The 20443-nt window shown below is 53.4% G+C and carries 18 protein-coding genes; 8 read left to right on the forward strand and 10 right to left on the reverse strand.

Annotated elements, in window-relative coordinates; genetic code table 11:
* The first annotated feature begins 260 nt into the window (after positions 1–260).
* Positions 261–2858 (forward strand): bifunctional aconitate hydratase 2/2-methylisocitrate dehydratase, encoded by a 2598-nt coding sequence (acnB, locus tag K5E19_RS13765; protein ID WP_221551709.1) that lies wholly within the window; start codon positions 261–263, stop codon positions 2856–2858.
* 176 nt (positions 2859–3034) lie between these two features.
* A complete protein-coding gene (gene yacL, locus K5E19_RS13770) occupies positions 3035–3397 on the forward strand; it encodes a protein YacL (protein WP_023310423.1) in 363 nt (120 codons plus the stop codon).
* 31 nt (positions 3398–3428) lie between these two features.
* On the opposite strand, the gene speD is transcribed toward yacL, so the two are convergent.
* From speD to K5E19_RS13785, 3 genes are all read right to left on the reverse strand, one after another.
* The gene (speD, locus tag K5E19_RS13775; protein ID WP_032649781.1) at positions 3429–4223 is read right to left on the reverse strand and encodes an adenosylmethionine decarboxylase; all 795 of its coding nucleotides are present in this window, start codon (positions 4221–4223) and stop codon (positions 3429–3431) included.
* On the reverse strand, positions 4224–5093 hold the full coding sequence (speE, locus tag K5E19_RS13780) for a polyamine aminopropyltransferase (RefSeq protein ID WP_221551710.1): 870 nt from the start codon (positions 5091–5093) through the stop codon (positions 4224–4226).
* A gap of 102 nt (positions 5094–5195) precedes the next feature.
* Positions 5196–5543, reverse strand: a complete 348-nt coding sequence (locus K5E19_RS13785) for a YacC family pilotin-like protein (RefSeq protein ID WP_010426912.1) — start codon at positions 5541–5543, stop codon at positions 5196–5198.
* 145 nt (positions 5544–5688) lie between these two features.
* Between K5E19_RS13785 and cueO the strand changes: the two genes are divergently transcribed.
* The gene (cueO, locus tag K5E19_RS13790) at positions 5689–7257 is read left to right on the forward strand and encodes a multicopper oxidase CueO (RefSeq protein WP_221551711.1); all 1569 of its coding nucleotides are present in this window, start codon (positions 5689–5691) and stop codon (positions 7255–7257) included.
* Positions 7258–7342: 85 nt separating this feature from the next.
* On the opposite strand, the gene K5E19_RS13795 is transcribed toward cueO, so the two are convergent.
* Positions 7343–9733, reverse strand: coding sequence for a glucose/quinate/shikimate family membrane-bound PQQ-dependent dehydrogenase (locus K5E19_RS13795; RefSeq protein ID WP_221551713.1), 2391 nt, complete (start codon positions 9731–9733; stop codon positions 7343–7345).
* Between the two features lie 208 nt (positions 9734–9941).
* Here K5E19_RS13795 and hpt point away from each other — a divergent pair, with 208 nt between their 5' ends.
* Positions 9942–10478 (forward strand): hypoxanthine phosphoribosyltransferase, encoded by a 537-nt coding sequence (hpt, locus tag K5E19_RS13800; protein WP_010426909.1) that lies wholly within the window; start codon positions 9942–9944, stop codon positions 10476–10478.
* A 100-nt stretch (positions 10479–10578) separates the two neighbouring features.
* Here the strand turns inward: hpt and can are convergent, their stop codons facing one another.
* Positions 10579–11241 (reverse strand): carbonate dehydratase, encoded by a 663-nt coding sequence (gene can / locus K5E19_RS13805; protein ID WP_010426907.1) that lies wholly within the window; start codon positions 11239–11241, stop codon positions 10579–10581.
* A gap of 107 nt (positions 11242–11348) precedes the next feature.
* On the opposite strand from can, the gene K5E19_RS13810 reads away from it, so the two are divergent.
* From K5E19_RS13810 to K5E19_RS13825, 4 genes are all read left to right on the forward strand, one after another.
* Positions 11349–12275, forward strand: coding sequence for an ABC transporter ATP-binding protein (locus K5E19_RS13810; RefSeq protein WP_221551715.1), 927 nt, complete (start codon positions 11349–11351; stop codon positions 12273–12275).
* A complete protein-coding gene (locus K5E19_RS13815; RefSeq protein ID WP_216358001.1) occupies positions 12272–13042 on the forward strand; it encodes an ABC transporter permease in 771 nt (256 codons plus the stop codon). The genes K5E19_RS13810 and K5E19_RS13815 overlap by 4 nt, the downstream gene beginning before the upstream one ends.
* A 105-nt stretch (positions 13043–13147) precedes the next feature.
* Positions 13148–13588: a PTS sugar transporter subunit IIA gene (locus K5E19_RS13820; protein ID WP_221551717.1), complete on the forward strand. Its 441-nt coding sequence runs from the start codon at positions 13148–13150 to the stop codon at positions 13586–13588.
* A gap of 63 nt (positions 13589–13651) precedes the next feature.
* Positions 13652–14899: a polysaccharide deacetylase family protein gene (locus tag K5E19_RS13825; RefSeq protein WP_221551789.1), complete on the forward strand. Its 1248-nt coding sequence runs from the start codon at positions 13652–13654 to the stop codon at positions 14897–14899.
* 3 nt (positions 14900–14902) lie between these two features.
* Here the strand turns inward: K5E19_RS13825 and K5E19_RS13830 are convergent, their stop codons facing one another.
* The 5 genes from K5E19_RS13830 to K5E19_RS13850 are packed head-to-tail and all read right to left on the reverse strand — an operon-like array spanning position 14903 to position 20437.
* Positions 14903–16000 (reverse strand): fimbrial protein, encoded by a 1098-nt coding sequence (locus K5E19_RS13830; RefSeq protein WP_260411800.1) that lies wholly within the window; start codon positions 15998–16000, stop codon positions 14903–14905.
* A 24-nt stretch (positions 16001–16024) separates the two neighbouring features.
* Positions 16025–16630 (reverse strand): fimbrial-like protein, encoded by a 606-nt coding sequence (locus K5E19_RS13835; protein WP_221551719.1) that lies wholly within the window; start codon positions 16628–16630, stop codon positions 16025–16027.
* Between the two features lie 13 nt (positions 16631–16643).
* Positions 16644–17210: a fimbrial protein gene (locus K5E19_RS13840; protein WP_221551721.1), complete on the reverse strand. Its 567-nt coding sequence runs from the start codon at positions 17208–17210 to the stop codon at positions 16644–16646.
* A gap of 26 nt (positions 17211–17236) precedes the next feature.
* Positions 17237–17803, reverse strand: coding sequence for a fimbrial protein (locus K5E19_RS13845; protein WP_221551723.1), 567 nt, complete (start codon positions 17801–17803; stop codon positions 17237–17239).
* A gap of 39 nt (positions 17804–17842) precedes the next feature.
* A complete protein-coding gene (locus K5E19_RS13850; protein ID WP_221551724.1) occupies positions 17843–20437 on the reverse strand; it encodes an outer membrane usher protein in 2595 nt (864 codons plus the stop codon).
* Positions 20438–20443: the final 6 nt, after the last annotated feature.

The raw sequence follows: 20443 nt of genomic DNA on the forward strand, positions 1-20443 counted from the left end.
TGCTACCACCGCAAGGCAACAAATAAACCGCTATCAGGCGGTTTTTTTGTACCCAAAATTCGTCTCGCCTCCCCGCTACACCATGCTTAACGATTCAGCAAATTTTTTAATGTTGCTTTTTTGTAAACGGATTAACACTGTGCAGAAATCCTGCTATGCTGCCCGACGCGGTATCGGGCATTTACCCTACAAACTGCTGTCTCACAGGAGCGTGAAGAGAACGCCCGCCGCATATGACAATGAGAGCGAGGAGAACCGTCGTGCTAGAAGAATACCGTAAGCACGTAGCAGAACGTGCCGCCGAGGGAATTGTACCCAAACCTTTAGATGCAACCCAAATGGCCGCGCTCGTCGAGCTGCTGAAGAACCCGCCCAAGGGCGAAGAAGAATTCCTGTTAGATCTGCTGATCAACCGCGTACCGCCTGGCGTAGATGAAGCTGCCTACGTAAAAGCCGGATTCCTTGCTGCTATCGCCAAAGGCGAAGCCACCTCCCCACTGGTTACTCCTGAAAAAGCCATTGAACTGCTCGGCACCATGCAGGGTGGTTATAACATTCATCCGCTGATTGATGCGCTGGATAACGACAAGCTGGCACCGATTGCCGCTAAAGCGCTCTCTTCCACGCTGCTGATGTTCGATAACTTCTACGACGTAGAAGAAAAAGCCAAAGCAGGCAACGTCTATGCGAAGCAGGTGATGCAGTCCTGGGCGGATGCCGAATGGTTCCTGAACCGTCCTGCTCTGGCGGAAAAAATCACCGTGACCGTTTTTAAAGTGACCGGTGAAACCAACACTGATGACCTCTCTCCGGCACCGGACGCGTGGTCTCGCCCGGATATCCCACTGCACGCCCTGGCGATGCTGAAAAACGCCCGTGAAGGCATTGAGCCGGATCAGCCGGGCGCTGTCGGCCCGATCAAACAGATCGAAGCCCTGCAGAAAAAAGGTTTCCCGCTGGCTTACGTGGGCGATGTTGTGGGTACCGGTTCTTCCCGTAAATCCGCAACCAACTCCGTGCTGTGGTTCATGGGCGACGATATTCCTCACGTGCCTAACAAGCGCGGCGGTGGTCTGTGCCTCGGCGGCAAAATTGCGCCGATCTTCTTCAACACCATGGAAGATGCGGGCGCGCTGCCGATTGAAGTGGATGTGTCCAACCTGAACATGGGCGACGTGATTGACGTTTACCCGTTCAAGGGCGAAGTGCGCAACCACGAAACCAACGAACTGCTGGCAAGCTTCGAGCTGAAAACCGACGTGCTGATCGACGAAGTGCGCGCCGGTGGCCGTATCCCGCTGATCATCGGTCGTGGCCTGACTACCAAAGCGCGTGAAGCGCTGGGTCTGCCGCACAGCGACGTGTTCCGTCAGGCGAAAGATGTGGCGGAAAGCAACCGCGGTTACTCTCTGGCGCAGAAAATGGTTGGCCGCGCGTGCGGCGTAGCGGGCGTGCGTCCGGGCGCGTACTGCGAGCCGAAGATGACCTCCGTTGGCTCTCAGGACACCACCGGTCCAATGACCCGTGACGAACTGAAAGACCTGGCGTGCCTGGGCTTCTCGTCTGACCTGGTGATGCAGTCCTTCTGCCACACTGCGGCGTATCCGAAGCCGGTTGACGTGACCACGCACCACACGCTGCCAGACTTCATCATGAACCGTGGCGGCGTGTCTCTGCGTCCGGGTGACGGCGTCATCCACTCCTGGCTGAACCGCATGCTGCTGCCGGATACCGTGGGTACTGGCGGCGACTCTCACACCCGTTTCCCAATCGGTATCTCCTTCCCGGCGGGCTCTGGTCTGGTGGCGTTTGCTGCTGCGACCGGCGTGATGCCGCTGGATATGCCGGAATCGGTGCTGGTGCGCTTCAAAGGTAAAATGCAGCCGGGTATCACCCTGCGCGACCTGGTTCACGCGATCCCGCTGTATGCGATTAAACAGGGCCTGCTGACCGTTGAGAAGAAAGGGAAGAAAAACATCTTCTCTGGCCGCATCCTGGAAATTGAAGGTCTGCCGGATCTGAAAGTGGAGCAGGCGTTCGAGCTGACGGATGCCTCCGCCGAGCGTTCTGCTGCTGGCTGTACCATCAAGCTGAATCAGGCGCCAATCGAAGAGTACCTGACCTCCAACATCGTGCTGCTGAAGTGGATGATTGCGGAAGGCTACGGCGACCGTCGTACGCTGGAGCGTCGTATTCAGGGCATGGAGAAATGGCTGGCGGATCCGCAGCTGCTGGAAGCCGATGCTGACGCAGAGTACGCGGCGGTGATCGACATCGATCTGGCGGATATCAAAGAGCCGATCCTGTGTGCGCCGAACGATCCGGACGACGCGCGTCCACTGTCTGAAGTGCAGGGCGAGAAGATCGACGAAGTGTTCATCGGTTCCTGCATGACCAACATCGGTCACTTCCGCGCTGCCGGTAAGCTGCTGGATACCCACAAAGGCCAGCTGCCAACCCGTCTGTGGGTGGCACCGCCAACTCGTATGGACGCGGCGCAGCTGACCGAAGAGGGCTACTACAGCGTGTTTGGTAAGAGCGGTGCGCGTATTGAAATCCCTGGCTGTTCCCTCTGTATGGGTAACCAGGCGCGCGTGGCTGACGGTGCGACGGTGGTTTCTACCTCTACCCGTAACTTCCCGAACCGTTTAGGTACCGGTGCGAACGTCTTCCTGGCCTCTGCGGAGCTGGCGGCGGTTGCGGCGCTGATTGGCAAACTGCCAACGCCGGAAGAGTACCAGACCTTTGTGGCTCAGGTGGATAAGACCGCGGTAGACACCTATCGCTATCTGAACTTCGACCAGCTCTCTCAGTACACCGAGAAGGCTGACGGGGTTATCTTCCAGACCGCGGTATAAAAACCAACCCCTCACCCCCAGCCCCTCTCCCCGAAGGGGCGAGGGGAGTCCAGTTCCCTCTCCCCTTTGGGGAGAGGGTTAGGGGCTTTTTTATTTTCATTCCTCCCGCCTCCCACGCTTTTTTTCTTCCTCTCTGCTGCGATAATTACCCTAATGGCTTTGCAGAGGAAAACACTATGGATTACGAATTTCTGCGCGACATCACCGGAGTGGTGAAAGTGCGTATGTCGATGGGCCACGAAGCCGTTGGACACTGGTTTAACGAAGAGGTGAAAGAAAATCTCGCACTTCTTGATGAGGTTGAACAGGCGGCAAATACGGTGAAAGGCAGTGAACGCTCCTGGCAGCGTGCCGGGCATGAATATACCCTGTGGATGGACGGTGAAGAGGTCATGGTGCGCGCCAACCAGCTCGAATTTTCAGGTGACGAGATGGAAGAGGGGATGAGCTACTACGACGAAGAGAGCCTGTCGATGTGCGGCGTAGAGGATTTCCTTCAGGTGGTAAATGCCTATCGCGACTTTATGAAACAGAAATAACAGGCCGGAGCATCCCTGCTCCGGCTTGCTCTTACACGGCCGGAATATTGCGGCCGTAGTAGATCTCGCGCATCTCTTTCCAGAGCAGGTCAGTAATTGCCTTACGCTCTTCTTCGCTCAAATCTTCCGGCTTCGTGTGGAACATATAGTGCTTAAGGTCGAACTCCTTAAGTAACATCTTGGTATGGAAGATGTTTTCCTGGTACACATTCACGTCCATCATGTCGTACAGCGATTTCATGTCTTCAGACATAAAGTTCTGAATAGAGTTGATTTCGTGGTCGATGAAGTGCTTCATGCCGTTGATATCGCGGGTAAAACCACGCACGCGATAATCAATGGTGACGATGTCCGATTCCAGCTGGTGAATTAAATAGTTCAGCGCGTTCAGCGGGGAGATCACGCCGCAGGTCGACACTTCGATGTCCGCGCGGAAGGTGCATAGCCCGCCTTCCGGGTGGCTTTCCGGGTAGGTGTGTACGCAGATGTGACTCTTATCGAGGTGCGCGACGACCACTTCCGGCAGCGGGCCCGGATGCTCGGTTTTGTCGATAAGCTTCGGATCGACCGGCTCTTCGCTCACCAGAATCGTCACGCTCGCGCCCTGAGGTTCATAATCCTGACGCGCGATGTTCAGGATATTGGCGCCAATGATCGAGCAGGTTTCTGACAGGATCTCCGTCAGGCGGTTGGCGTTGTAGAGTTCATCGATATAGGCGATGTAACCATCGCGTTCTTCCGCTGTTTTGGCATAGCAGATATCGTAAATACAAAAACTCAGGCTTTTCGTCAGGTTGTTAAAGCCATGCAGTTTCAGCTTTTTCAATTAGCTCACCCCCTTTGAGGACAGTGCGTCTTGCAGATATTGTGGCAAGGCAAACGCCGCGGTATGGACGGCCGGGTTGTAATAACGACATTTAAGACCCGCCTGGTGGAAGCGCGCCTGAATGATTTCGGTAGAGAGATGACGCAGCACCTCGTTGTCGGTCGCCCACGCGAAGGTCATGATCCCACCGTAATAGGTCGGGATCGCGGCCTGGTAGAAGCTGACGTCGCTAAAGTAGGTGCTCAGCTTGCGGTGGCTGTCGAGGGCTTCATCCTGCTGCAGGAAGCAGACGCCGTTTTGCGCGACGAAGATCCCGCCGGGATTCAGGCAGCGCTTACAGCCTTCGTAGAATGAGGAGGTAAACAGCGACGCGCCAGGCCCGATCGGATCGGTGCAGTCAGAGATAATCACATCAAACGTTTGCGCGGTCTGGTTAACAAAATTGACGCCGTCGTCGATAACCAGATTAAAGCGCGGATCGTCGTAGCTACCGGCATTATGGTTGGGCAGGTACTGACGGCAGAACGAAACCACACCCGCGTCGATTTCCACCATCGTGATGGTTTCGACGGACTGATGGCGGGAAACTTCACGCAGCATTGCACCGTCGCCGCCGCCAATAATCAGGACGTGCTTTGCGTGGCCGTGCGCCAGCAGCGGAACGTGGGTCATCATCTCATGATAAATAAACTCATCGCGCTCGGTGGTTTGCACCACGCCGTCCAGCGCCATGACGCGGCCAAAAGCAGCGTTCTCGAAGATGATCAGATCCTGATGATCGGTCTTCTCGTGATAAAGCACGTTATCAACGGCAAAGTACTGACCAAACTGATCGTGCAGCGTTTCTTGCCATACCGTTTTCTCGGTCATGGGCTGTCCTCTCCATCGTTTACATCCTGACAATCAGCAGAAGGGGCGCAACACATCACCGCCGTGAAGCGGTTAGCGAGTCAACAAGGGGCGTCGGGAAGGTTACTTCACGTAGGCGAGCAGGCTGAGTGAATCACGAGCCAGCGCTTTGCATTTTTTAGCAGTGGGAATACCGATACCGCTCAAATCGCGGTAGCTGTCTTCACCGAGCGCCTTCATGTCGAAGCTGTCGTAGTTGCTGAGATCCCATTGGTTCTGCTGGGCAAAAAAGACCAGTGCGCGACGAATCTGCCCGTTGGGTAAATTCTGGTAACCACAATCGTTTTTCAGAAACACAAACACCGCCGTTAGATCGGCCATATCTTCTGCTTCGTTTTCACTCAGCGCGTAACTGTTCGCACACATCGCCATCAGGCCACTGAACAAAATTGTTCTGAAAAACGTCTTCATTGCTTCTACCACTGCATCACGGAAAATTAACGTTAGCATACTTGATGCCAGGCCGACGACCTTTATTATTGCCGCTTTACTTGACCTTCCGGTAAGGGGAGGGTTTATGCTCAAAAGATCGCCGGCTGGAAATAAGGAAATGAACATGCAACGTCGTGATTTTTTAAAATATTCCGCTGCGCTGGGGGCTGCCAGCGCATTACCTCTCTGGAGTCGCGCTGTTTTCGCGGCTGACAGACCCGCCTTACCCATTCCTGAATTACTGACTGCGGATGCCCGCAGTCGTCTCCAGCTTGTGGTGCAATCGGGCAAAACGACCTTTGGTACAAATACCGCCACAACCTGGGGCTATAACGGCAACCTCCTTGGCCCGGCGCTCCAGCTGCGCAAAGGAAAAACCGTTACCGTCGATATCCATAACACGCTGTCGGAAGAGACCACGCTGCACTGGCACGGGCTGGAAGTGCCGGGCGAAGTGGACGGTGGACCGCAGGGCGTTATCAAGGCTGGTGGCAAGCGCAGCGTGACCTTTACCTCTGAGCAACGTGCGGCGACCTGCTGGTTCCACCCACACCAGCACGGCAAAACGGGCCATCAGGTGGCGATGGGGCTGGCGGGGCTGGTGCTGATTGAAGACGACGAAAGCCGCCTGCTGCGCCTGCCGAAACAGTGGGGCATCGACGACGTTCCGGTGATTGTACAGGACAAGAAATTCAACGCTGACGGGCAAATTGACTACCAGCTGGACGTGATGAGTGCGGCGGTGGGTTGGTTTGGCGACACGCTGCTGACCAACGGCGCGATCTACCCTCAGCACGCCGCGCCGAAAGGCTGGCTGCGTTTACGTCTGCTTAACGGCTGTAACGCCCGTTCGCTGAACTTCGCCGCCAGCGATAAGCGCCCGCTGTACGTGGTGGCAAGCGACGGTGGACTGCTGCCGGAGCCGGTAAAAGTGAACGAGCTGCCGATGCTGATGGGCGAGCGCTTCGAGGTGCTGGTAGACATCAGCGACGGCAAGGCGTTTGATCTGGTGACCCTGCCGGTCAGCCAGATGGGGATGGCGGTTGCGCCATTTGATAAGCCGCATCCGGTGCTGCGTATTCAGCCTTTGCTGGTGACCGCTTCCGGCACGTTGCCGGATACGTTAACCACCCTGCCACCGCTCCCGTCGCTTGACGGGCTTACGCAGCGCAAGCTGCAGCTCTCCATGAACCCGATGCTCGACATGATGGGCATGCAGGCGCTGATGGCGAAATATGGCGATCAGGCGATGGCGGGGATGCACCACGGGCAGATGATGGGCCATATGAATATGGACCACGGCAAAATGGGCGGCATGGGGAACATGAGTAACGGCGACCATGGCTTTGATTTCCACAACGCCAATATGATCAACGGCAAAGCGTTCGACATGAACACGCCGATGTTTGCTGCGACAAAGGGTCAGTTCGAGCGCTGGGTGATTTCAGGCGAAGGGGACATGATGCTGCACCCGTTCCACATCCACGGCACTCAGTTCCGCATTCTTTCTGAGAACGGCAAAGCGCCGGATGCGCACCGCGCGGGCTGGAAAGATACGGTGAGAGTGGAAGGTGGCATCAGCGAGGTGCTGGTGAAGTTTGACCACGATGCGCCGAAGGAGTTTGCCTATATGGCGCACTGCCATCTGTTGGAGCATGAGGATACGGGGATGATGCTCGGCTTTACCGTATAAAAAAAGCCGGGTGGCGGCTTCGCCTTACCCGGCCTACATAGGGCACCCGTAGGCCCGGTAAGCGTAGCGCCACCGGGCTTTTCAGTTACTTGTTTTCGTCAGGCAACGCATACGCGACAATATAGTCGCCCATCTTCGTGCCAAACGAACCGTGACCACCCGCAGAGATGACAACGTACTGCTTGCCGTTCACTTCATAGGTCATCGGCGTGGCCTGTCCACCTGCCGGCAGACGACCCTGCCACAGTTTTTCACCGTTGGTCATGTTGTACGCGCGCAGGTAGTTATCTGCGGTTGCCGCGATGAACAGCACGTTACCGGCGGTGGAGATTGGGCCACCCAGCATCGGCATACCCATATTGAACGGCACCGGAACCGGCATCGGGAACGGCATGCTGTCCTGTGGCGTACCAATACGTTTTTTCCATACGATCTGGTTAGTTTTCAGATCCAGACCGGAGATGTAACCCCAGGCAGGCTGTTTACACGGCAGACCAAACGGAGACAGGAACGGGTTCAGCGTCACGCCAAACGGTACGCCGTACTGCGGCTGAATACCGGCTTCGGTGCCGCTGCCTTTCGCGTCTTTCGGCTGCTCCATTGGGTTGCCCGGACCGCGTGGGATCAGACGGGAAACGAACGGCAACGCCATTGGGTTGGCAATTGCCACCTGACGGTTCGGGTCAACAGAGATACCGCCCCACTCGAACATCCCCAGGTTACCCGGGAAGACAAGCGTGCCCTGCTCAGAAGGCGGCGTGAAGATGCCTTCATAGCGCAGCTGATGGAACATCACGCGGCACACCAGCTGGTCAAACATGGTGGCACCCCACATGTCTGCACCGCTGAGGTCTTTCTTCGGACGGAAGCTCAGGTCAGAGAACGGCTGGGTTTTGCTGACGTAGTCGCCTTTAGCCGCGCCTTGAGGAACCGGTTTTTCCGGTGCAGGCACAACCAGCTTCCCGTTGCTGCGATCCAGGACGAAGATGTTGCCCGTCTTGGCCGGAGCGTAAATCACCGGCACGGTTTTGCCATCAACGGTAATGTCCGCCAGCGTCGGCTGAGACGGCATATCCATATCCCACAGATCGTGGTGAACGGTCTGATAGCTCCACGCCAGCTTACCGGTGGTCGCGTTCAGCGCTACGATAGCGCTCGCATAACGCTCCTGCTCCGGCGTGCGGTTACCGCCCCAGATATCCGGGGTGGTTACGCCCATCGGCAGGTAGACCAAGTCCAGCTTCGCGTCATACGCCGCCGGTGCCCAGGAGTTTGGCGAGTTAAAGGTAAAGGTGTGCTCGTCTGACGGGATCGCGTTTGGATCTTTCGCGCCCGGGTCGAAGGCCCACAGCAGTTTACCGGTGTTCACGTCGAAACCACGGATAACGCCGGAGGTTTCACGCGTGGAGAAGTTATCCGTTACCGAACCGGCAATCACGATAGTTTTATCGGTGATGATTGGCGGTGAGGTTGGCTCATACAGACCCGGCGTGGTGTCCGGCATGTTGGTCTGCAGGTTCAGGATACCTTTGTTGGCAAAGGTTTCGCACAGCTTGCCCGTTTCGGCGTTGATGGCGAACAGACGGCCATCGTTCACCGGCAGCATAATGCGGCGAGGACAGTCGGCAATGACTTCCGGGCTGGCATTATCGGCACGCGCTTCGTGGTAAGAGACGCCGCGACAGGTGATGTGCTGGAAGGACGGGTTGGAGTTCAGCTGCGGATCGAAGTGCCATTTCTCTTTACCGGTGGCCGCGTCGAGCGCGAACAGACGCTGGTGCGCCGTACACAGGTAGAGCATGTTGCCCACTTTGATCGGGGTGACTTCGTTGGTCAGCTCACCCGGATCGTTCGGCATCTTCAGGTCGCCGGTACGGAATACCCAGGCTTCCTTCAGGTTCTTCACGTTGTCCGCGTTGATCTGCTTCAGCGGAGAGTAGCGTTGACCTTCCTGGTTACGACCATACGCAGGCCAGTCGCCGTCAGCCACCTGAGAGATGGCCGCAGCAGGCGTGGATTCCGTGTTCAGCGTACCGTTGATCTCCTGTGGGTCGTTGAACCCGGCCCAGGTCAGAATGCCGCCGGTAATCAGCAGGGCAACGACCAGACCGGCCACCGCGCCGCTGGAAGGCACAATCAGGCGGCGCCAGACGAACGGCAGGATCAGCCAGATACCGAAGAAGACCAGGATGTCGCTGCGCGGCGTCAGTGCCCAGAAGTCGAACCCGACCTCCCAGACGCCCCAGATCATGGTGGCAAGGAGGAGTGCGGCATACAGCCACAGTGCGGATTGTTTTCTACGCAACAGCAGGACGGTTACGGCAACCATAACCAGACCCGCAATCGGGTAGTACCAGGAGCCGCCTAAAGCGACCAGCCAGACGCCACCGATTAACAGATACAGCGCGCAGAAGGCTGCGAACGCGGCTGTTAATGTCACCAGTAGACGCGGCTGTTTAGAGTTTGTTTCAGCCATAGAAAGTGTACTCGTCAGTTTTTGTTAATAATTTGCTAGCAACTAATTATAGGTATTAACAAGTGTGATCGGAATCACAATATTTGCTTTTTATAACTCATACGCCAGGGTTATCCATTTGCTGGTATAATGGCTGGCTTGCGTATCGATGCCGGAAATACATTCGCCTGCATTGAGAGATTTTCATTAAAATCATATGGTTAGTAATATGAAACATACTGTTGAAGTGATGATCCCGGAAGCCGAGATCAAAGCGCGTATCGCCGAACTGGGTCGTCAAATCACCGAACATTACAAGGACAGCGGCAGCGAAATGGTGCTGGTCGGTCTTTTACGTGGCTCTTTCATGTTCATGGCAGACCTGTGCCGTGAAGTGCAGGTGTCCCATGAGGTCGATTTTATGACCGCCTCCAGCTACGGCAGCGGCATGTCCACAACCCGTGATGTGAAAATCCTGAAAGATCTGGATGAAGATATTCGTGGCAAAGATGTGTTGATCGTTGAAGACATTATTGACTCCGGCAACACGCTGTCAAAAGTGCGCGAGATCCTGAGCCTGCGTCAGCCTAAATCGCTGGCGATTTGTACGCTGCTGGATAAGCCAGATCGTCGTGAAGTGCAGGTGCCGGTGGAGTTTGTTGGCTTCTCGATTCCGGACGAGTTCGTGGTGGGCTACGGCATTGACTACGCGCAGCGCTATCGCCATCTGCCGTATGTTGGAAAAGTCGTGATTCTTGACGAGTAGTTGCGGTTTGTTGCCCGGTGGCGCGCAGCGATCCGGGCCTACAAATGGGCACATGTAGGCCGGGTAAGGCGCAGCCGCCACCCGGCTTTTTAACGTGCACTTATTTATGGTTCACATGCTTAAGCTTGAGGTTGGCAATCCCCGAACGGTAACGCTGCTCCAGCGTTTCGCGGTTGGTGGCGGTCACTTCCAGATTGCGCAGCAGGCCATCGTGAATGCCGTATGCCCAACCGTGGATGGAAACCTTCTGCCCACGTTTCCACGCGGACTGCATAATCGTTGAGTGGCCCAGGTTATACACCTGCTCCATCACGTTCAGCTCGCAAAGGGTATCCAGTCGACGTTCCTGCGGCATCTCACCCAACAGTGAGCTATGTTTGAACCAGATATCGCGGATGTGCAGCAGCCAGTTATCGATTAATCCCAGCTCTGTATTTTCAACCGCCGCCTGTACGCCGCCGCAGCCGTAGTGGCCGCAAATGATGATGTGCTCGACTTCCAGTACGTCAACGGCATACTGAACGACAGAAAGGCAATTGAGATCGGTATGAATAACAAGGTTGGCTACGTTACGGTGAACAAAAAGTTCGCCAGGTTCGAGACCGGTCAGGCGTTCTGCCGGGACGCGGCTGTCGGAACATCCAATCCATAGAAAGCGTGGGTTTTGCGCTTGCGCCAGCTTCCCGAAAAATCCGGGGTCTTCTTCAACCAGCATCTTTGACCATAGTGCATTGTTGCTGATGAGTGTATCTATGTTATTCATGGACGTTAACGGCCTGTAACCTGGTAATTGCGTTGCGCTACTATAGGGTAACCCGACTTTTAATGAAACCACACAAGGTGTGTAAGAACTGAAGGTAAGTTTAATTCATGGCAATTGCACTGGAGCTTGAGCAGCTTAAAAAAACCTATCCGGGCGGCGTTCAGGCGCTACGCGGGATAGATCTCAAAGTAGAGGCGGGGGATTTCTATGCGCTTCTGGGACCGAACGGGGCGGGGAAATCCACCACTATCGGCATTATCAGTTCGCTGGTGAACAAAACCTCTGGTCGCGTGAGCGTCTTTGGCTACGATCTGCAAAAAGATGTGGTCAACGCCAAGCGCCAGCTGGGGCTGGTACCGCAGGAGTTCAACTTCAACCCGTTCGAGACGGTGCAGCAGATTGTCGTCCAGCAGGCGGGTTACTACGGCGTTGAGTATAAAGAAGCGATTGCGCGTAGCGAAAAGTACCTTAAACAGCTCGATTTATGGGAAAAACGTAACGAACGTGCGCGCATGTTGTCCGGTGGCATGAAGCGCCGCCTGATGATTGCCCGCGCGCTGATGCACGAGCCAAAGCTGCTTATCCTCGATGAACCGACTGCGGGCGTGGATATTGAACTGCGCCGTTCCATGTGGGGCTTCCTGAAAGATCTCAACGATAAAGGCACCACCATTATTCTGACCACACACTATCTTGAAGAAGCGGAAATGCTGTGCCGCAATATCGGCATCATTCAGCACGGTGAGCTGGTGGAAAACACGTCGATGAAGGATCTGCTTTCTAAGCTGAAATCCGAAACCTTTATTCTCGATCTGGCGGCAAAAAGCGCGCTGCCAAAACTTGAAGGGTACAACTATCGTCTGGTGGATACTTCAACGCTGGAAGTGGAAGTGCTGCGCGAGCAGGGCATCAACAGCGTCTTCTCACAGTTGAGCGCGCAGGGCATTCAGGTATTGAGTATGCGTAACAAAGCGAACCGACTGGAAGAGCTGTTTGTCTCTCTGGTGCATGAAAAACAAGGAGACAAGGCATGACGCATCTTTACTGGGTCGCGCTGAAGAGCATCTGGGCGAAAGAGATCAACCGCTTTATGCGCATCTGGGTGCAAACCCTGGTGCCGCCGGTCATCACCATGACGCTCTACTTCATCATCTTCGGTAACCTGATTGGTTCCCGGATTGGTGAGATGCACGGCTTTACCTATATGCAGTTTATCGTGCCGGGGCTGATCATGATGGCGGTGATCACCAACGCCTATGCCAACGTGGCGTCGTCATTCTTTAGCGCCAAGTTCCAGCGCAATATTGAAGAGCTGCTGGTGGCGCCGGTGCCAACGCACGTCATTATTGCCGGTTACGTGGGCGGCGGCGTGGCGCGCGGTTTGTGCGTAGGCATTCTGGTGACGGCGATTTCGCTGTTCTTCGTGCCGTTCCAGGTCCATTCGTGGTTGTTTGTCGCGCTGACGTTGCTGCTGACCGCGATCCTGTTCTCGCTGGCCGGATTGCTGAACGCGGTATTCGCCAAAACGTTTGACGACATCAGCCTGATCCCGACCTTCGTGCTGACGCCGCTGACCTATCTGGGCGGGGTGTTCTACTCCCTGTCGCTGCTGCCGCCTTTCTGGCAAGCGCTGTCCCATCTGAACCCGATTGTCTACATGATCAGCGGCTTCCGCTTTGGCTTCCTCGGTATTACCGATGTGCCGCTGTTCACTACGGTGGCGGTGCTGGTGGTGTTTATCATCGCCTTCTACCTGCTGTGCTGGTATCTGATCCAGCGCGGGCGTGGGCTGCGTAGCTAACCTTCGGCCCGGCGACATTCTGTTTGCCGGGCACTTTTCTTTGACAGTTATCACCGTAAGCAAACCTTCCCTACGCTAAACTACTCGCCTGCTAAGGAGAGACGCATGCTGGGATGGGTTATCACCTGCCACGATGAACACGCGCAGGATATGCTGGATAAGCTTGAAGCTAAATTTGGTCCGCTGGCACAGTGCCGAGCGGTGAATTATTGGCGCGGTTTAAGCACCAATATGCTCAGCCGGATGATGTGCGATGCGCTGCATGAAACCGACACGGGCGATGGCGTTATCTTTCTGACCGATAAATCCGGCGCGGCGCCTTATCGTTCCGCCGCGTTGTTAAGCCATAAGCACGAAAACTGCGAAGTCATTTCCGGCATCAACTATGCGCTGCTGGAAGCGATGTACCCACAACGTGAAACCTTAACCAGCGCTGAATTTCGCAATACCCTTGTTAATATGCAGGTTCCGGGCGTAAGTAGCCTGTGGCATCAGCAGCAGAAAAACCCGCCTTTCGTCCTGCTTCACGATCTGTATAAGCATTAAACGTTGGTATTGATGTCGCATTTGTTACAATGGCGACTGATTTTCCGTATCGATTTATATCCCATGCTCATGCGCTTTATCTTTATCCTTTTGCTGCTGGTTTCCGGCGGGGCGTCTGCCAGCCTGACGGGCCAGCAAGGTCTGCCTGCTCAATATATGCAAACCACTGAAGATGCGGCCATCTGGGCGCAGGTGGGTGATACTGTGGTAAACGTGGGCAATGTCCGCGCCGGGCAGATCCTTGCCGTTTTTCCGGCTGCAGCGGATTACTACGAATTTCGCTTCGGGTTCGGTACCGGCTTTATTGATAAAGACCATCTTGAGAAAGTGCAGGGCAAGCAGCGCGTTGAGGACAGCCTGGGTGACCTGAACAAGCCGCTCAGTAACCAGAACCTCATCACCTGGAAAGACACGGCCGTTTATAATGCTCCCAGCAGCGGAAGCGCGCCCTTTGGCACCCTCAGCGCCAACCTGCGCTATCCGATTCTGAACAAGCTAAAAGACCGTCTGAACCAGACCTGGTTTCAGATCCGCATCGGCAACCGCCTGGCGTGGGTCAGCAGCCTGGATGCTCAGGAAGATAACGGCCTTCCGGTTCTGACCTATCACCATATCCTGCGTGATGAAGAGAACACGCGTTTTCGCCATACTTCCACGACCACCAGCGTCCGCGCGTTCAACAACCAGATGGCGTGGCTTCGCGACCAGGGTTACACCACGCTATCGATGTACCAGCTGGAAGGGTATGTGCGTAACAAGATGAACCTGCCCGCGAAGGCGGTGGTGATCACCTTTGATGATGGCCTGAAATCCGTCAGCCGCTATGCGTATCCCATTCTGAAAGAGTACGGCTTTAACGCCACGGCGTTTATTATCTCCTCCCGAATAAAAGGGCATCCCCAGAAGTGGGACCCGAAATCGCTGCAGTTTATGAGCGTGCAGGAGATAAAGGACATTCAGGATGTGTTTGATATTCAGTCTCACACCCATTTCCTGCATCGCGTTGACGGATACAAACACCCGATCTTACTGAGCCGCAGCTATCACGTGATCCTGTTTGATTTTGAACGCTCGCGACGCGCGCTGGCGCAGTTCAACCCGCGCGTGCTGTATGTCTCTTATCCGTTTGGCGGCTACGACAATAAAGCGATCAAGGCGGCGAATGACGCCGGTTTCCATCTTGCGGTGACGACGGTGAAAGGGAAGGTGAAGCCGGGAGATAATCCGTTCTTGCTGAAGCGCTTGTATATTTTAAGAACGGATTCGCTGGAGACCATGTCGCGGCTGATTAGCAATCAGCCGCAGGGGTAAGACCTAATCGTAAGAAAGGGTGAAGGTTCCGGTGGCTTTAAACGCGCCGGGCTTCACTGTGCTGCCATTTGCAACCAGCTGGGCAATAAAATCAATTTGCTTCCAGTCTGGAACGTTGTCATCAGTGATGACATAGGATGAGTTTGAGTTATTTGGAATGAGTTGAGACGTTCCGTTGTTATACAGTATTTTTACACCGGCCCCCTCAGCTTCCGACGAAAGCGTATTTCCCAGAAGATCATTGTTTGTGCCTGTCGCTTTCGTGGTCGTGAGCTTCGTGGTGAATTTTGCCGCGCTGGTGCAGTCGCTTAATTCAATGGCAAAAGGAACATCTTTAACCTTGTTATTCTTAATGTCGGAAGCAAAATAATCGCCCAGATTAACCGTGTTGGAGCCACCTGTTATCATCGCAGTGTCACAGGTCGGTAGAACGATAGGGATCTGGAATGAGTTTTCATCCACCATAAATGTCCAGGGCTTATGATCGCTGGCGTTGGGATCGCCAACTCCCATCTTACCCAGTGTCCCGGCTTTAGGTTTTATCACCGTTTCTTTATTTGGGTTACCTTTATAGCTTGGGCCAGCAAAGAGATAGATCGTTGCTGTCATCCATTTATCTGCCCAGTTCGACACGGGAAAGCCGCCGGTTTGGTCTTGCCAGCCGGTGGTATTCGTTCCAAAATATCCCCCATAGCCTCCGTTAACTTCATCAGTATGAACGTATACCGAATAGCCGATACCCGGGATGTTTGTTTCAAAGACCGCGTGTCCATGTTCATTACCGACCATGAGGCCTGGCGCTGTCTGCGTATAAAAGCTGTCGCCATCCGTTCCCGCATCACACTTAACCTGAATACCCGGTGATATTGGCACTCTCGTTCCACCATTACCGACAGCGTTATATGTACTGCCCGCCGGAGGAAGTCGCACCGGGCCTTTTGTCCATTGGCCATTGACCAGCGTTGTGGTCCCCCCCTCGCCATACCAGCCAAAGTGACATTCGTCCGCCCAGCATGTTTGGCTCAGTGATAATAACAGGCTCGTGAGTGCTAAACCCGCCGATCTGCTCACCGTCATTCGATGTGTTAAATATTTGAACATTTCATCCTTTTCCTGTTCTGTTTATTATTCGTAAGTGACATCAACCAGCACTTTACTGGTGACAATACCGCCAGCGACTACGCCAATATTTTGGTACCTGGCATAGAACTGATAATCCGTTAAAAAGGCGGCACCCTGACCACTCACGTCATAAATGACTTTTGACGTCCCATCACTGTTTAAGACGTTGGTTTTGTTTTTCTCTGAGAAAACCACAATGCCGACATTTTTCGCTGAGCCAGCAGCGGTATCCTCGCTTTTGAACACCTGGTTTTGTCCCGGCCAGAAACCTGATTGTGGGGAGAAGCTAAAATTCAGCTTTTTAGCCGTGCTGGTGCTATCTCCGTAGCAATCATCAACGTGGATCTTAAAGGGGGTTCCGCCTGCATCATCGGTGGCGGTGAAGCGATCGCTGCCGTCCGTATTGTAAAACCAGCTACGCATTACGTTCGGAAGATAGATTTCACCACTATTTTCAATGCTTAATTTACAGGTGCTGTTAACTATGTTGGCTGTCAGGTTTACGTCAAGCCCAGACTCTGCCTGGCTGATGCCAGGCAGAACGTTACCAGCCAGACCGATAAGCAACATCAGACCGTGCTGGTGTAATTTAAATGCTGATAGTTGCATGATTATCCCTGAATTATGGATAAGCGATGGTAAAGGTTACCGGTGCTGTAACCGCGCCAGCGTCAACATCGTTAATAGTTTTGTCTTTTGCAATCACGATACGTGAACTCATCGGGAACTCTCCCGTACCTTCAGCCGAGATTGTTACGTCCTGTGCCGATGGCGGCGTGTTACAGCTCATCAGCAGGCCAGTATCAACAACGCCTGACCAGATTTCGAAGCCCGTTGCCAAACCACCAGAATAGGAATCACCATTTGCAGTAGGACTTCCAGTACATGCTCCGCCACTTCCTTTTGCAGCAGATACGGTGGCTTTGGATACACCTGAACAGTTGCTGAAGGTAATTTTGAGCGGTTCAACGCGAGTTTTGTTTTGCAAATCGGATTTGAATACGTCGCCAAAGCCAATTTCCGTCGTTTCCGTGCCAGCGCCGTTAACCAGTTTTGCTGTACATGTACCTGATGTAACCGTCGTTTCAAATGTCATCTTAACGCTGTCGGTACCCGTAATTGCACTTGCCATTCCAGAGAATAAAAAGGCAGAAACGGACAGGGCCATAAAAGCTGAGTTAAATTTCATAATATTGCTCCGTTTTCCTGCTTGGATCATTCGTAAGTAAATTCAAAGGTAGCGACAGTCTTGAATGCACCCGGTGTCATTTCACCGGTATTGGTTTCAAGCATTTTGGCAACAAGCGACACTTCTTTATTTGCTAATTCTGTTGATGTCCAGACAAGACGTTTGGCATCTTCCGTTGAGTTAATCGTAAATGGTGCATCTGGTGCTGATACGCGTGAAATTTGTACGCCGGTCCAGTTTGCACCGCCGCTTGAAATTAACTGGTTAGTCAGCGCCGTCGGTAAAATACCTACCGGCGTACCTTTCACTGTCGTTTTCAGAGATTTCAAAGATGATGGGCATTCAACCAAAATAATTTTAAATGGTGCAGTAATGTTACCCGTCTTGATATCATCCATTCGCACCTGACCATTTGTACCCAGGGTCAGCGTTTGATCCGTATCTGAACCTGTACCACCCATCAGTTTCATATCGCACGTGGTTTCGCGAATATTGGCAGTGAAATTAACGTTCAAATCCGTTGCCGAAGCAGACGCTGATATTGCCAGCATCGCAAATGCGAATAATGAATATCCGCAATGTTGTTTCTTCATCTTATTTCCCATGAGCATAATTCCCTGTTGTAAATACCGTTACATTTGACATTGCTGATTACTAAGAATGGTCGTCAGACCCGCTTTTTTCGCATTCGCCGGGATCTGATAATGCACGGTACAAGCACTTGCACTGTCGTTACCCCAAACCACGCGAAGAACGCCTTTCTCTTCGACGCCGCGAACATAAGCTTGTCCGGCTTGGCCCACCGTTCCGATTGGATCGTTTTTCTCATTCAGTACGTCTGCGCCCAACGGAATGAAGCCTTTGTCAGAACGTTCCAGTTCCAGAACAAGCGAGCGGCCTTCGTCCGTTTCAAAATTAACTAATACCACTGAGCCATTGCGCGGCACGGCGACTGCACTCGTACTTTTAATTTCGACATCCGTTTCCAGTGTGCTGATATCAAGAGAGACGCGGTTTTCTCTGTAGGCGGACATATAGGGCATAACGCCGTATCCAGAGCTGTTAATACGGTTCTGGCCATAGCCCAGGCGAGCCCCCTTTGCGCCACTTGCTTTTACCAGCGCCAGTGAATCCGTTTCACCAATACTGCCGGAGGTCATTACGATACCGCCGGAGTGGGCTACCAGTCCGCCGCTGTAACTCGCGGAATACTGTCTGCTATTGTCATCACCAAAGGATGCTGAAAGCCCAAGAGGGCCGTAAGGGCTATTCCATGAGCTAAAGCCGCTGACCTGGTTCAGGTTTCCGTAATTTCCGCTGCTTGACGATGCGCTAACGGAATAGCTCAGGTCGCTATTTTTAGCGCTTCCGCTCGCCGTTGAGTTGAAGCTGCTGCCGCCTTTTAAATCTGAGCGCATGCTCATGTTGATATTGTTAAAGCCACCAGAAAGCGTTTTGTCACGATCGAAGACGCTGAATGGGATGCTAACGTTAAGATAAACGCTGTCGTCTTTTTCACCGGATTCCGTGTAGGTACGCTGCACTGACACGCTGTAGCTGCCGTAATCAAAGCTATTGTTGTAGCCTACGCTGTAGTCGGATGTTGAACTGGTGTCGTTCCAGTAATCCTGCCATGTGCCGGTGATATAAAGTGAACCCTTATCTTCTCCGTTAAACTTCAACGGCTGGTTAAGGCTGATCTGAACCTGGTTTTTGGTTCGCTGATAGTCGGCATAAAGTTCAGCGTTGCTGTCATAGGATCTATTGCCGTATTCCTCACGATGGATGCTGTCCTGCAAAGACGCTGCATCATTCAGGCTGAGGTAATCTTCGGTTGAGAACCGATAAGCTGCCACGTTAAAGGAGGTATTCGTCGTTTCCAGCATCTTGCTGTAAGTCAGTCGATAACTCTGCCCTTTAAGCGTATCCAGACCGTCGATATCGGCATAGGATTGGGTGACATCGAATGCGAACGCACCAACAGGGGTATTCATTGCCAGGCCAATAAGACCCGCATAGAAATCCATATCTGTGTATTGCACGCCGGTGTAGCCCGTAAAGGTATTGTTTAATCCATATGCAAAGGTGGCATAGCCTACGTTGGGTTTCTCGCGCAGGGAGTCATCGTTCAGCTCGCCGACCCCCATATCCCAACGTGTCGAGCCCGGACGCAGCATTTGGGTTACCGACGAAAAAGGCACGGTAAAGGTGCGTTTGCTTCCGTCAGCTTCTTCAACGGTGACAATCAAATCGTTGCCGTAGCCCGTCGTGCTGAGATCGTCGATCTCAAATGCGCCGGGTGGCACGGTAGTTTCATAAATTTTGTTGCCGCTTTGCATTACGCTGACTTTGGCGTTGCTGTTTGCTACACCGCGAATCACGGGGGCATAGCCAGAAGACCCTTGCGGGAGCATGCGATCGTCGTTGTACATACGTGCGCCGCGCAGATTGACCGAGTCAAAGGTGTCGCCGCGCGTGAAGGAGTCACCAAAGACCAGTTGCGCATTAAGCGGTGTAATATCACGCTGAAGATAAATATCCTGGCTTGAGTAGTGTGAGCCGTTATCCTGATCCCAGTTCAAACTGCCGCGAGAACGTAAACGCCACGGACCCATATTCAGACCATAACGCAGCCCCGCATAAGCGGTATTAGAATCAGAGCCATCAGATTCGCTGTGCCAGGCGTTGAGATCGTATGACAGCAATCCGGCGGGAACGCCATTGTCCCATAAAGAAGGATCAACATATCCTGCCGGTAGCTTAAGCACGTAAATCTGCGGGAAATTAAGATCCATCTCCAGCTTGTTACTATCGAAATTGGCAGATGCGCCTGGATAAAATTTCTTAATATCCACACAGGCGTTTTCATCGTTCTTGACGTCATCATCTAACATACGGGTGTCTATGCCCGATTGATTCAGTATGAGTTTCGTCAGGCATGCTGAAGCACGCGGCGTTTTATTGTCAATAAACGTCATTTCAACTGTGGACTTGGAATTACCATTCAAGTTCACTTTTACGCGGTAAGTACCCGGCAGAACAGGGTTGCCGTAAGCATAACGCTCAACGTTGATACCTCCACCATTATCGATAAGAAATTGATCGTTAAATTCAATGGCCAATTCTGATTCGGAAGTGGTGTCTACTGTTTTTTTTCCATTCTCACTGGCATGCAGAGGTAATGCTGCACAGATAGCGAGACACAAGAGTGAGCGTTGAAATAGCATACGTCA

Origin of the sequence: Enterobacter sp. RIT637 (assembly GCF_019718755.1) — a bacterium.
Classification (GTDB): Bacteria; Pseudomonadota; Gammaproteobacteria; order Enterobacterales; family Enterobacteriaceae; genus Enterobacter.